At 56.8% G+C, this 12,996-nt stretch carries 11 protein-coding genes; 3 read left to right on the forward strand and 8 right to left on the reverse strand.

The features are described 5' to 3' along the window. The first annotated feature begins 50 nt into the window (after positions 1 to 50). Positions 51 to 1,718, forward strand: a complete 1,668-nt coding sequence (gene ettA, locus ACRDD5_RS18140; RefSeq protein ID WP_438677568.1) for an energy-dependent translational throttle protein EttA — start codon at positions 51 to 53, stop codon at positions 1,716 to 1,718. A gap of 57 nt (positions 1,719 to 1,775) precedes the next feature. Here the strand turns inward: ettA and nadR are convergent, their stop codons facing one another. From nadR to serB, 3 genes are read right to left on the reverse strand one after another with little or no spacing between them, the layout of a single operon-like run. Beyond that, positions 1,776 to 3,008 carry a multifunctional transcriptional regulator/nicotinamide-nucleotide adenylyltransferase/ribosylnicotinamide kinase NadR gene (gene nadR / locus ACRDD5_RS18145; RefSeq protein ID WP_271283114.1) on the reverse strand — a complete coding sequence of 411 codons (1,233 nt, stop codon included), beginning with the start codon at positions 3,006 to 3,008 and terminating at the stop codon, positions 1,776 to 1,778. A 35-nt stretch (positions 3,009 to 3,043) separates the two neighbouring features. Continuing rightward, complete coding sequence (radA, locus tag ACRDD5_RS18150; RefSeq protein ID WP_438677569.1) at positions 3,044 to 4,429, reverse strand: DNA repair protein RadA; 1,386 nt, start codon at positions 4,427 to 4,429, stop codon at positions 3,044 to 3,046. 11 nt (positions 4,430 to 4,440) lie between these two features. Then, a complete protein-coding gene (gene serB / locus ACRDD5_RS18155; RefSeq protein WP_271283116.1) occupies positions 4,441 to 5,409 on the reverse strand; it encodes a phosphoserine phosphatase in 969 nt (322 codons plus the stop codon). A gap of 120 nt (positions 5,410 to 5,529) precedes the next feature. On the opposite strand from serB, the gene ACRDD5_RS18160 reads away from it, so the two are divergent. Both ACRDD5_RS18160 and lplA read left to right on the forward strand, forming a co-directional pair. Beyond that, positions 5,530 to 6,174 carry a YtjB family periplasmic protein gene (locus tag ACRDD5_RS18160; protein WP_438677570.1) on the forward strand — a complete coding sequence of 215 codons (645 nt, stop codon included), beginning with the start codon at positions 5,530 to 5,532 and terminating at the stop codon, positions 6,172 to 6,174. A gap of 38 nt (positions 6,175 to 6,212) precedes the next feature. Further along, positions 6,213 to 7,229, forward strand: coding sequence for a lipoate--protein ligase LplA (lplA, locus tag ACRDD5_RS18165; RefSeq protein WP_438677571.1), 1,017 nt, complete (start codon positions 6,213 to 6,215; stop codon positions 7,227 to 7,229). Between the two features lie 25 nt (positions 7,230 to 7,254). On the opposite strand, the gene yjjJ is transcribed toward lplA, so the two are convergent. The 5 genes from yjjJ to deoC form a co-directional block, all read right to left on the reverse strand. Continuing rightward, the gene (gene yjjJ / locus ACRDD5_RS18170) at positions 7,255 to 8,568 is read right to left on the reverse strand and encodes a type II toxin-antitoxin system HipA family toxin YjjJ (RefSeq protein WP_438677572.1); all 1,314 of its coding nucleotides are present in this window, start codon (positions 8,566 to 8,568) and stop codon (positions 7,255 to 7,257) included. A gap of 141 nt (positions 8,569 to 8,709) precedes the next feature. After that, the gene (deoD, locus tag ACRDD5_RS18175) at positions 8,710 to 9,432 is read right to left on the reverse strand and encodes a purine-nucleoside phosphorylase (RefSeq protein ID WP_271266614.1); all 723 of its coding nucleotides are present in this window, start codon (positions 9,430 to 9,432) and stop codon (positions 8,710 to 8,712) included. Between the two features lie 56 nt (positions 9,433 to 9,488). Further along, positions 9,489 to 10,712: a phosphopentomutase gene (deoB, locus tag ACRDD5_RS18180; protein ID WP_271283120.1), complete on the reverse strand. Its 1,224-nt coding sequence runs from the start codon at positions 10,710 to 10,712 to the stop codon at positions 9,489 to 9,491. A 51-nt stretch (positions 10,713 to 10,763) separates the two neighbouring features. Next, positions 10,764 to 12,086 (reverse strand): thymidine phosphorylase, encoded by a 1,323-nt coding sequence (gene deoA / locus ACRDD5_RS18185; RefSeq protein ID WP_271283121.1) that lies wholly within the window; start codon positions 12,084 to 12,086, stop codon positions 10,764 to 10,766. A 56-nt stretch (positions 12,087 to 12,142) separates the two neighbouring features. Continuing rightward, positions 12,143 to 12,922, reverse strand: coding sequence for a deoxyribose-phosphate aldolase (gene deoC / locus ACRDD5_RS18190; RefSeq protein WP_271283122.1), 780 nt, complete (start codon positions 12,920 to 12,922; stop codon positions 12,143 to 12,145). Positions 12,923 to 12,996: the final 74 nt, after the last annotated feature.

Here is a 12,996-nt window from a genome sequence, read left to right on the forward strand (position 1 = left end):
GGCTACACTTCGCAGCTATTCTCATCACCATAAAAGAGGCGAAGTCCAACGTGGCTCAATTCGTTTATACCATGCATCGTGTCGGCAAAGTGGTTCCGCCGAAACGTCATATTCTCAAAAATATCTCGCTGAGCTTCTTCCCGGGCGCAAAAATCGGCGTTCTGGGCCTCAACGGTGCCGGTAAGTCCACCCTGCTGCGCATCATGGCCGGCATCGATACAGACATCGAAGGTGAAGCCCGTCCGCAGCCAGGCCTTAAAATCGGTTACCTGCCACAGGAACCGAAGCTGAATCCGGAACACACCGTTCGCGAGTCCATTGAAGAGGCCGTTGCCGAAGTGGTTAACGCGCTGAAAGGTCTGGACGAGGTGTACGCCAAATACGCAGAGCCAGATGCGGACTTCGACAAACTCGCTGCGCAGCAAGGCAAGTTTGAAGAGATTATCCAGGCGCACGACGGCCACAACCTGAACGTCCAGCTGGAGCGTGCGGCCGATGCCCTGCGTCTGCCGGACTGGGATGCGAAAGTCGACAAACTCTCCGGGGGTGAACGCCGCCGCGTCGCGCTGTGCCGTCTGCTGCTGGAGAAACCAGACATGCTGCTGCTCGACGAACCGACGAACCACCTGGATGCAGAATCCGTCGCCTGGCTGGAACGCTTCCTGCACGACTTCGAAGGCACCGTGGTGGCGATCACCCACGACCGTTACTTCCTCGATAACGTTGCGGGTTGGATCCTCGAGCTTGACCGCGGTGAAGGTATTCCGTGGGAAGGTAACTACTCCTCCTGGCTGGAGCAGAAAGATCAGCGTCTGGCGCAGGAAGCATCTCAGGAAGCTGCTCGTCGTAAATCGATTGAGAAAGAGCTGGAGTGGGTTCGTCAGGGCGCGAAAGGCCGTCAGTCTAAGGGTAAAGCCCGTCTGGCACGCTTTGAAGAGCTGAACAACGCTGAATACCAGAAGCGTAACGAAACCAACGAACTGTTTATTCCACCTGGCGCCCGTCTGGGTGACAAAGTGGTTGAAGTCAGCAACCTGCGCAAGTCTTACGGCGATCGTCTGCTGATCGACGATCTGAGCTTCGCCGTACCGAAAGGGGCGATTGTCGGCATCATCGGTCCGAACGGCGCGGGTAAATCAACGCTGTTCCGCATGATGTCCGGTCAGGAAAAGCCTGACAGCGGCACCATTACCCTGGGCGATACCGTGAAGCTGGCCTCCGTTGACCAGTTCCGTGACGCGATGGATAACAGCAAAACCGTGTGGGAAGAAGTGTCCGGCGGGCAGGATATTATGCGTATCGGCAACACCGAGATGCCAAGCCGTGCTTACGTGGGCCGCTTCAACTTCAAAGGTGTCGATCAGGGCAAACGCGTCGGCGAACTGTCCGGCGGTGAGCGCGGTCGTCTGCACCTGGCGAAGCTGCTGCAGGTTGGCGGCAACGTTCTGCTGCTCGATGAACCGACCAACGACCTGGATATCGAAACCCTGCGTGCGTTAGAAAACGCCCTGCTGGAGTTCCCGGGCTGCGCGATGATCATCTCGCACGACCGTTGGTTCCTGGACCGCGTGGCAACCCACATCCTCGACTATCAGGATGAAGGTAAAGTGGAGTTCTTCGAAGGTAACTTCACCGAATACGAAGAGTACAAGAAACGCACGCTGGGCGCCGATGCGCTGGAGCCGAAGCGTATCAAGTACAAGCGTATCGCCAAGTAAAAGCAAAAAGGCAACGCAAGTTGCCTTTTTTATTGCTGTGGGAGAGGGGTCAGGCCGCTACCTCTTCTCTCCCATCATCTCTTTCACCAGCTCCACGCAACGCAGGAAGCGACCGTCGTAATCCGCCTCTTCCACATGCATATAGTCGATGTTGTTCGCTTTTAGCATCTCCACCAGCATGGTCTGGAACTCTTTCCTGTCCACTGAGCTGCCCAGGCTGCGCATCCCATCGGCCACCCACGGTGTGTTGTTCTCTACCAGGATCACCAGATCAAAGCGGTATTCGTCGATCAGCGCCTGTACAAACGGGTGTTCCCGGCCTTCGTATTTTTTACAGAACGCCTGGGTGGTGACGAAATCGGTATCGACAAACGCAACCTTGTTGGCGTATTTAACCGCGAAATCAATGTACTGCGCATGGCCCAGCGCGATTTTATCGTAGTCGGAATACTGGAGCGCCATCTCGTCGCCGCCGAGATGCGAAAAGACGTAATCGCGACCGTATTCCCAGGCGCTGGTGGTGTTAAAGATGTTCGCCAGTTTGTTGACCAGCGTGGATTTCCCGCTGGATTCCCCGCCGAGGATCGCCACGGTGCGTACGAAGAACGGCTTCACTTCCGTCGGGATGTACTCCCAGTAGCGGAATGGGTTCTCGCGGATCTGTGCCCCGCTGATGTTCATAAAGGTGCGTTTGGGGTCGATAAGCACCGTCTCCGTGCCCAGATGCTGTGGATATTGCAGCGCATCAGACTCTTCAGAGGTATAGATCCAGTTAGGCTGAATACCTTTTTCTTCCATAAACGCTTTAATGCCGTTACTCCACACGTCCCAGCCGTGCGGATAGGGCTCCATGCCCTCTTCATTAAAGGCATGAATGCGGATGTTCTTCTGGTATTTAAACGTCTGTAACAGCCAGCGCAGACGGTCTGACACAGTGGGCTGCTGCGACATGGCGCTCGCTTCGAACAGCTCCCGGTCGCGCTTCTCATCGTAGCCCATGATGATATGCAGTTCGTCCACCTGGCTACAGGCGCGCTGGATCAGATAGACATGCCCGGTATGCAGCGGATAAAACTTGCCGAACACCACGCCGATGTTCTTTTGCATACGCGGGAATTCAAGCCCCAGAAAGCGGTGCAGCGCTTCCAGCTTCTGCGCGCTGGGGCTTTTGATTTTGGCATTCAGCAGCTGGCTTAAGTAGCCTTTGGTCATTCCGCTGGCTTCCGCCACCTGCTGCAAGGTGCAGTTTTTCTGGCGGATTGCGGTTTTGAGATAGTCAAATGACGACATAAATTACGGTGCCTCCTGCAACTTCGAATAGGTAATTATAAGTCGTCAAAGACACTTAGCGCATCCGAGAGTTTTTTAACCGGGAACACTTTCATCCCGTCAGGCAGCTTTTTCGGTACGTTTGCCGCCGGGACAATGGCACGACGGAAGCCATGCTTCGCGGCTTCAGAAATACGTTCCTGACCACTCGGCACCGGGCGAATTTCCCCTGCCAGCCCCACTTCGCCAAACACGACCAAATCCTGCGGCAGCGGGCGGTTGCGCAGGCTCGAGACCATCGCCAGCAGCAGTGCCAGGTCAGCACTGGTTTCGGTCACTTTAACGCCACCCACCACGTTGACGAAGACATCCTGATCCGCCATCTGCAGGCCGCCATGGCGGTGCAACACGGCCAACAGGATGGCTAATCGGTTCTGTTCTAACCCGACCGCAACGCGCCGCGGGTTGCCCATCATGGAGTGATCCACCAGCGCCTGGATTTCAACCAGCAGTGGGCGCGTCCCTTCCCACAACACCATGACCGAACTGCCGGATGTCACTTCGTCACCGCGACTGAGGAAGATGGCCGACGGGTTGCTGACTTCACGCAGCCCTTGCTCGGTCATGGCGAAGACGCCTAACTCATTCACCGCGCCAAAGCGGTTTTTATGGCTACGCAGGGTCCGAAAACGGGAATCGGCATCCCCGTCGAGCATCACCGAACAGTCGATACAGTGCTCCAGCACTTTCGGACCCGCCAGCGAACCATCTTTGGTGACATGACCCACCATCACAATCGCCACCCCACGCGTTTTAGCGAAGCGCGTCAGGTAGGCGGCGGTTTCACGTACCTGGGCAACGCTGCCCGGTGACGACTGAATGTCCGCCATGTGCATCACCTGGATAGAGTCGATGACCATCAGCTTCGGCAGCTCTTCTTCTGCAATCATGCAGATCTGCTCGATGCTGGTTTCGGAGAGCATATTCAGGTTGCCGGTTGGTAGCCCCAGGCGGTGCGCACGCATCGCAACCTGCTGCAGCGACTCTTCCCCGGTGACATACAGGGTTTTCATGTTTTCGGCGAGCTTGCACATCGTTTGCAGCAGCAGAGTCGATTTCCCGGCCCCCGGGTTGCCGCCGATCAGGATTGCACTTCCTGGCACCACCCCGCCCCCCAGCACCCGATCAAACTCTTTAAAACCGGTCGAGAAACGCGGCAGAGCTTCAAGGCTGATGTCAGAGAGCTTCTGAACTTTAGACGTGCCCGCATTGCCCGCATAGCCGCTCAGGCGCTCGTTACGGGCAACGGTTGGCGAAGCGGCAATGCCGCGCACTTCGGTGATGGTATTCCATGCATGACAGGCGCTGCACTGCCCCTGCCAGCGCGGATAATCCGCACCACATTCATTACAGACAAATGCGCGTTTTGGAGCTTTCGCCACGTTTTACCTCGTTATTTCTGATTCAGGCTGCCGGAGAGAATGCAGAACACCCCCATCAGGTCAGCATGACGGATAATGACTTCCGTCTTTTCATTTACGGTAGGTTTGGCATGGTAGGCAATGCCCAGCCCGGCTACTTTGATCATCGGCAGATCGTTAGCGCCGTCACCGATCGCCACGGTCTGGGCAGCGGGAATGTCATACTTATCGGCCAGCCGCAGCAGGGTATTGGCTTTGTACTGAGCATCGACGATATCGCCGATGACGTTGCCGGTCAGCTTACCGTCACGGATCTCCAGTTCATTGGCGACCACGGCATCCAGGCGCAGTTTGTCGCGCAGGTAGTCGGCAAAGAAAGTGAATCCGCCAGAGGCGATCGCCACTTTCCAGCCCAGGGTTTCCAGCTTCAGCACCAGTTGGGTCAGGCCCGGCATCAGCGGCAGCTTCTCACGCACCTGCAGCAGGATATTGGCATCGGCATCCTTCAGCGTGCCCACGCGCTGCTTCAGGCTGGCCGTAAAGTCCAGCTCACCGCGCATCGCCCGCTCGGTCACTTCGGCCACCATCTCGCCGGTCCCGGCCAGTTTAGCGATCTCATCGATGCATTCGATCTGAATGGCGGTCGAATCCATATCCATCACCAGCAGTCCCGGCGTTTTCAGATGCGGGATTTTACCCAGCGGCGCGACATCAAACCCGGCATCGTGCGCCAGACGGGTGGCACGCGGGGTCAACGACCCGGCCAGACGGATGACATGATAATCTTCGACACACCAGGCAGCCACGATCACCATCGCCGCGCCAAGCTTGCTCTGATAACGCGTAAGCTGCTGTTTATCCAGGCCGCGTCCGTACAGCAGCCAGCCGCTACGGCCAGCGTGGTAATCCAGTGGCATTACCTCATCACCACTTAATGAGAGCGGCAATCCTGGCCAGAGAGGGACTTCATTGGGCAGGTCGCACCAGGTAATGTTTGGCATTAAAGCTCCTGTAAAATCGTTCGCGCCGGGAATCATCCAGGGGGTGAAAATAACGCATGAGGCTACCTTGTAACCATCACTTCTGGCAACATTAACCCGAAAATTTTCAGCAGGTGGAATATGGCTCGCGCAAAACTGAAATTCCGGCTTCATCGTGCCGTGATTGTCCTGTCCTGTCTCGCACTTCTGGTGGCATTGATGCAGGGTGCCTCGTGGTTCAGCCAGAACCATCAACGACAGCGTAATCCGCAGCTCGAAGAACTGGCCCGCACGCTGGCACATCAGGTGTCTCTCAACGTCGCCCCGGCAATGCATACCGAAACGCCAGATGAGAAGCGCATTATCCAGGTGCTCAATCTGCTGACAAAAGAGAGCCGGATCCTTGATGCCAGTGTCTATGACGAAGAAGGCGGTTTGATTGCCCGTGCCGGTGAGCATGTAGCCGTGCGCGACAGGCTGGCGCTGGATGGCAAAAAGGCCGGGGGCTACTTTAGCCAGCAGATTGTTGAGCCCATTCAGGGTAAAAACGGTCCGCTCGGCTATCTGCGCCTCACGCTCGATACCCATACTCTGGCCACCGAGGCCAAACAGGTGGATAACACCACCAATATTCTACGCCTGATGCTGCTGCTGTCACTGGCAATTGGGGTGGTACTGACCCGCACGCTACTGCAGGGCAAACGCACCCGCTGGCAGCAATCCCCTTTCCTGCTAACCGCCAGTAAATCGGTCCCGGAAGAGGAAGAGAGCGAAAAGAAAGATTAGTGGTAAAGTAGATGCTTGTTTCAGCAAAGGAAACCGCCATGTCTGATTTGCGCCTGCTTATCTCTGATTCGTATGATCCCTGGTTTAACCTTGCGGTGGAAGAGTGCATCTTCCGCCAGATGCCCGCCACGCAGCGGGTGTTGTTTCTGTGGCGCAACGCCGATACCGTGGTGATTGGTCGCGCGCAGAATCCGTGGAAAGAGTGCAATACGCGGCGCATGGAAGAGGACAACGTGCGGTTGGCGCGCCGCAGCAGCGGCGGCGGCGCGGTGTTCCACGACCTCGGTAATACCTGCTTTACCTTTATGGCCGGGAAACCCGAGTACGACAAAACCATCTCCACCCGCATTGTTCTCAACGCGCTGGAGGCGCTGGGCGCCCCAGCAGAAGCGTCCGGGCGCAACGATCTGGTGGTGAAAACAGCCGAAGGTGACAGGAAGGTTTCCGGCTCCGCCTATCGCGAAACGCCAGACCGGGGCTTCCATCACGGCACCCTGCTGCTGAATGCTGACCTCAGCCGCCTGGCGAACTACCTCAATCCAGACCAGAAGAAGCTCCAGGCCAAGGGCATTACTTCCGTGCGCGGTCGCGTCGCGAATCTGGTGGATCTGCTGCCCGGCGTGACGCATGAACAGATCTGCGAGGCCATTCGCGAGGCCTTCTTTGCCCACTATGGCGAACGCGTCGAAGCCGAAGTGATCTCCCCGGATAACACCCCGGACCTGCCGAACTTTGCTGAAACCTTTGCCCGCCAGAGCAGCTGGGAGTGGAACTTCGGCCAGGCGCCTGCGTTCTCCCACCTGCTGGACGAGCGCTTCACCTGGGGTGGCGTGGAGCTGCACTTCGACGTCGAGAAGGGCCATATCAGCCGCACGCAGGTGTTTACCGATAGCCTGAATCCGGCACCTTTAGAGGCGCTGGCGGCACGTCTGCAGGGGTGTTTATACCGTGCAGACAAACTGCAGCAGGCGTGCGATGCGCTGATCGCGGATTTCCCGACGCAGGAAGCCGAGTTGCAAGAGCTGTCGGCCTGGATTGCGCGTGCAGTGAGATAATGAGCTGGCCTACAGGACGCACCTGTCAGGCCATTTTTTTGACCATGACGCGTATTTCGTCCAGCCGGGCGATCATGCCAGATGCAATATGGCGGAAGCCGGCGCTGATACGTACGTCAGCCTGCAGGCTTTCCCAGAAGCGATACGCGAGGGGGAGCGCAAATTCCCAGGCCTGACGGGAAAGCCCGGCATCAAAACGCAGCTCACAGGGTTCCTGGCGGATGACGCCCTGACCGGTGGGAGCCAATGCCATCGGCAGCATGTCGTAAACAGGCGCCAGCTCAAGCGGCAGTCGGGAATAATAGAACGAGAGATTTCCGGCGTGCATGTCGCTGTTGCCAATCAGGCGGCCAAAAGCCCAAATCCGTTCGATGTGGGCCACTGTCTCTGGCGCAACAACACCGGCATTAACCAGCTTTGCCACTGCCAGCGGCCATGATGACGTGGCCGAAATGAATTCACTCTGCGTTGCCTCCAGCGAAACAATCGCCCGTCTTCCCGTTATCCCCACACAGTCAAATCGCGCGACCTGCAGGAATACCTGACCCTTTTCGCCCTGCAGCGCGGTTGACTCAGCGGCCGGGATCCCAGCCTGAGCCAGTATTCCGAGCGCAATGGCTTCGGCAAAGAGCAGATCGCACCAGCGCTCAGAAATGGGCGTTATCTGGGGGACAGTAAACTTAACCAGCACCGGCGTCGGGGCGATGCAGACAAATTTAGGCTGCTCGCCACCCGCAGACGAACCGACGATTTCTCCGGCAAGCGCTTCCAGAGAAAGCTGCTCATATTTTTGCTGCTTTTCGTCTTCCTGAATGACCTCGGGTTCGGTGCTGGCAAACCAGCGCTGGTAGTTTTCTTCTCCCACCAGCCAGCCGCCAAAGTTCTCCCCGGTAAACCGGCTGAGCGCATAAAGCACATCGCTTTCCTGCCACAGGCGAATATCGTCAGGCAGAGCGTACTGCTGCGCGAAGCGGCGTCCCCACGCCCGCCCCAAAAAGCCCTGCGGACGAAGATCGGTCAGATACCAGGGAAGCCCGTCAAACCATTCCCAGCCGCCTTCGGCATCCTTCACCAGACAACTTCCCTGCGGCCAGCAAGGATAGACATCGCCAAATTTGTACGCCCTGCCCTGCTCGTTCACACGCCAGAGCGGAAAAGTCGCAATGCCTCTTATCGGCCTGTTCAGGGCATAACGTGTGGCCCGCGCTTTGCCAAACTGGATCACGCGCACGTCAGCCCTGGTCAGACGTGAAAACGTCGCCTGGCTAACGCCTAACTGCCCACGCAGTTCTGGTGCAGAAACAGGGCCCTGTAAGAGCAGATCGTTTAACGCGTGCATGGGTGAATAGCTCGATGAATAGATACTTGAATAGATTTAATAGCACATCAGGCTGAAATGTATAGTGAAAGAGAAAATTAAGGCGGAGTTGATGAATAGATACGAGAAAAAAGGGGCAACAGTTGCCCCTTCAGAAAAACGTTACTCTTGATCGCCCAGAAGAACGGATTCCAGCGCGATTTTGATCATGTCGTTAAAGGTGGTCTGACGCTCAGCGGCAGTGGTCTGCTCATGAGTACGGATGTGGTCAGACACGGTGCAGATGGTCAGGGCTTTCGCGCCGAATTCCGCCGCCACACCGTAGATGCCAGCCGCTTCCATTTCCACGCCCAGGATGCCGTACTTTTCCATCACGTCGAACATTTCGCCGCCGTCCGGGGAGTAGAACAGGTCAGCAGAGAAGATGTTGCCCACGCGCGCGTCAACGCCCAGCGCTTTAGCCGCGTCGACCGCGTTACGCACCATGCCGAAGTCAGCAATGGCGGCAAAGTCGTGGTCTTTGAAACGCATGCGGTTAACTTTGGAATCGGTGCAAGCACCCATGCCGATCACCACGTCACGCAGTTTCACGTCCATGCGTACAGCACCGCAGGAACCCACACGGATGATTTTCTTCACGCCGAAATCGGTGATCAGCTCTTTGGTGTAAATGGAGCAGGACGGGATACCCATACCGTGACCCATTACGGAAATTTTGCGACCTTTGTAGGTACCGGTAAAGCCCAGCATGCCGCGAACGTTGTTCACTTCACGCACGTCTTCGAGGAAGGTTTCTGCAATGTGCTTCGCACGCAGCGGGTCGCCTGGCATCAAAACAACGTCAGCGAAATCGCCCATCTCTGCATTAATGTGTGGAGTTGCCATCGTTATATCCTTTCAGTTTTAAATGTACGAAGGGCGGGAATGTCCCGCCCAAGCTATCACAGCATGTTTTTGCCGTAGTCCATTGGGGAGGTACCGAAGTAGCTCGCAATGGTCTGGCCGATATCGGCGAAGGTTTCGCGATGGCCGAGCGATCCTGGTTTCACTTTCGGGCCGTACACCAGCACCGGGATGTGCTCACGGGTATGGTCGGTACCGGTCCAGGTCGGGTCGCAGCCGTGGTCAGCGGTCAGGATGATGATGTCATCTTCCTTCATCAGCTCCAGCAGCTCCGGCAGACGGCGGTCGAACAGTTCCAGACCGGCAGCATAACCGGCGACGTCGCGACGGTGGCCCCAGGAGGAGTCGAAGTCCACGAAGTTGGTGAAGACAATCGTCTTGTCGCCCGCTTCTTTCATCTCTTTGATGGTGGCATCGAACAGCGCGTCCAGACCGGTGGCTTTCACTTTTTTGGTGATACCACAGTTGGCGTAGATGTCCGCGATTTTACCGACCGATACGACCTGGCCGTCTTTCTCGTCAACCAGCTTCTGCAGTACGGTCGCGGCTGGCGGTTCAACGGCCAGATCGTGACGGTTGCCGGTACGCTGGAAGTTGCCTGGTTTGTCGCCGACAAACGGACGCGCAATAACACGGCCGATGTTGTAGCCACCTTCGGTCAGCTCTTCACGCGCGATTTCGCACAGCTCGTACAGGCGATCCAGGCCAAAGGTCTCTTCATGGCAGGCAATCTGGAACACGGAGTCAGCGGAGGTGTAGAAAATCGGTTTGCCGGTTTTCATATGCTCTTCGCCGAGCTGGTCCAGAATCACGGTACCGGAAGAGTGGCAGTTACCGAGGTAACCCGGCAGATTGCCGCGCTCAACCAGCTTATCCAGCAGTTTCTGCGGGAAGCTGTTGTCGTGATCAGAGAAATAGCCCCAGTCGAACAGAACCGGTACACCGGCGATTTCCCAGTGACCCGACGGAGTGTCTTTCCCGGAAGAGAGCTCGTGCGCCCAGGCGTATGCACCGACGACTTCCGCGTTAGCGTCCATACCGGCTGCAACTTTACCGGTAGAACCTTCATGCGCTTTCACCAGACCCAGACGGGTCAGGTTTGGCAGGTTCAGCGGACCCTGACGACCATTGTTTGCTTCGCCGTTTGCACAGGCTTCAGCGATGTGACCCATGGTGTCTGCACCGGTGTCACCAAAGCGATCTGCGTCTTCTGTAGCGCCGATGCCGAATGAGTCCAGCACCATAATAAATGCACGTTTCATATGTTCTCCGTACTCAGTGCTTCATAAAAAAGCGATCAGATCAGTATACCGCTATTCAGTAATGCGACGATAGACGGTTGGTGTGCTTTCTGGCGCTTTGTCCGCCAGAGTAATGGCCGCTTTCATCGCTTTAGCGGCTTCCTGCCAGCTGTTTTCGTCTTTGGCATGGATCACCGCCAGCGGACGCTGTCCATCAACGCTGTCGCCCAGACGGGCCATATCGGTAAAGCCAACACTGTAATCAATGCTGTCGGAGGCCTGACGACGACCACCGCCCATAGAGACCACCGCCATGCCCAGCGCGCGGGTATCCATTGCCGAAACAAAACCTTCCGTATCCGCATAAACGGCTTTGCTCAGCATCGCGGTAGGCAGGTATTTCGCGTAATTCTCTACGAAATCAGCCGGGCCTTTCTGCGCGGCGACCATGCGGCCAAAGATCTCTGCCGCTTTACCGTTATCCAGTACCGCCTGCAGTTTTGCACGCGCGTCGGCATCGTCCTGGGCAAGCTTGCCTGAAATCAGCATCTCAACGCACAGCGCCATGGTGACGTCGAACAGACGCGGATTGCGGTATTCGCCTGTCAGGAACTGCACCGCTTCGCGGACTTCGACGGCGTTACCGGCGCTGGACGCCAGCACCTGGTTCATGTCGGTCAGCAGCGCGGTGGTGCGCACGCCCGCACCGTTGGCGACGCCAACGATCGCTTCGGCCAGGGCTGCGGAGAGTTCATAGGTTGGCATAAAGGCGCCGCTGCCCACTTTCACATCCATCACCAGCGCATCCAGCCCTTCAGCCAGTTTCTTGGCGAGGATCGAAGCGGTAATCAGCGGGATGGAGTCGACGGTCGCGGTAATGTCACGCGTGGCGTAAAAACGCTTGTCCGCCGGAGCAAGTGAGCTGGTCTGGCCGATAATCGCCACACCCACATTTTTAATTATGTCGCGGAAGCGATTGTCATCCGGGAAGATATCAAACCCCGGGATGGCTTCCAGTTTATCGAGCGTGCCGCCGGTATGCCCAAGGCCACGCCCTGAGATCATCGGAATATAGCCGCCGCAAGCCGCGACCATCGGCCCCAGCATCAGCGAGGTGACATCACCCACGCCGCCGGTGGAGTGTTTGTCAACGATCGGGCCATTAAGATTCAGGCTCTTCCAGTCCAGAACGGTACCTGAATCCCGCATCGCCATGGTCAGCGATACACGTTCCGGCATCGCCATATCGTGGAAGAAAATGGTCATCGCCAGGGCCGCAATCTGCCCTTCAGAGATGGTGTTGTCACGAATACCGTTGATAAAGAAACGGATCTCTTCGTCGCTTAAAGCATGACCATCACGTTTTTTACGAATAATTTCTTGTGCGAGAAACAAGGGAACCCCCGGGGAATCAGGTTAAATGCGGCGGATGAACCGCCGCAGGGAATGAATCAATAGCTGCTGGCGCTCTTGCCGTCGCCGTGGCCCAGTGCTTTCAGCAGGCTTGCCAGCAGGCTGGATGCGCCAAAGCGGTAGTGACGGGAATCAGCCCAGTCGGCACCAAAGAGTTCATCAGCAATGGCCAGGAACTGCTGCGCATCTTCCGCAGTACGCACACCGCCCGCCGGTTTGAAACCAACGGTTTTTTCCACGCCCATATCGCGGATCACTTCCATCATGATGCGCGCGCTTTCCGGGGTAGCGTTGACCGGCACTTTACCGGTAGAGGTTTTGATAAAGTCAGCACCCGCTTTAATCGAGATTTCAGATGCTTTACGAATCAGCGCTTCTTCTTTCAGTTCGCCGGTCTCGATGATCACTTTCAGCAGCACATTTGCCGCCGCACAGGCCTCTTTACAGGCTTTAACCAGATCAAAGCCAACCTGCTCGTTACCGGCGATCAGTGCACGGTAAGGGAAGACCACGTCCACTTCGTCTGCACCGTAAGCGATAGCCGCGCGGGTTTCTGCCAGCGCGATCTCGATATCGTCGTTACCGTGCGGGAAGTTAGTCACAGTCGCGATGCGCACGTCCGGCGTACCCTGCTCGTTCAGGGTTTTACGGGCGATGGGAATGAAACGTGGGTAGATGCAGATCGCCGCGGTGTTGCCCACTGCGGTTTTCGCCTGATGACACAGGGCGATCACTTTCTCGTTGGTGTCGTCGTCATTCAGGGTAGTCAGGTCCATCAGTTTCAACGCGCGCAGGCTGCTTGCGGTTAAGTCGGTCATAACATTCTCCAGGCATATAGCCGTAAAATTGTACCTTGCGGGTCTGTGAGTATTCTAACATTCACCCGCATCCT

This window comes from Silvania sp., assembly GCF_051656365.1.
Taxonomy (GTDB): domain Bacteria; phylum Pseudomonadota; class Gammaproteobacteria; order Enterobacterales; family Enterobacteriaceae; genus Enterobacter; species Enterobacter hatchlandensis.

Bases quoted from the DNA above. Each gene is read 5' to 3' on its own strand.
- nadR (WP_271283114.1), bottom strand. From the start codon at position 3,008: ATGTCGTCATTTGACTATCTCAAAACCGCAATCCGCCAGAAAAACTGC.
- serB (WP_271283116.1), bottom strand. From the start codon at position 5,409: ATGCCAAACATTACCTGGTGCGACCTGCCCAATGAAGTCCCTCTCTGG.
- ACRDD5_RS18160 (WP_438677570.1), top strand. From the start codon at position 5,530: ATGGCTCGCGCAAAACTGAAATTCCGGCTTCATCGTGCCGTGATTGTC.
- lplA (WP_438677571.1), top strand. From the start codon at position 6,213: ATGTCTGATTTGCGCCTGCTTATCTCTGATTCGTATGATCCCTGGTTT.
- yjjJ (WP_438677572.1), bottom strand. From the start codon at position 8,568: ATGCACGCGTTAAACGATCTGCTCTTACAGGGCCCTGTTTCTGCACCA.
- deoD (WP_271266614.1), bottom strand. From the start codon at position 9,432: ATGGCAACTCCACACATTAATGCAGAGATGGGCGATTTCGCTGACGTT.
- deoB (WP_271283120.1), bottom strand. From the start codon at position 10,712: ATGAAACGTGCATTTATTATGGTGCTGGACTCATTCGGCATCGGCGCT.
- deoC (WP_271283122.1), bottom strand. From the start codon at position 12,922: ATGACCGACTTAACCGCAAGCAGCCTGCGCGCGTTGAAACTGATGGAC.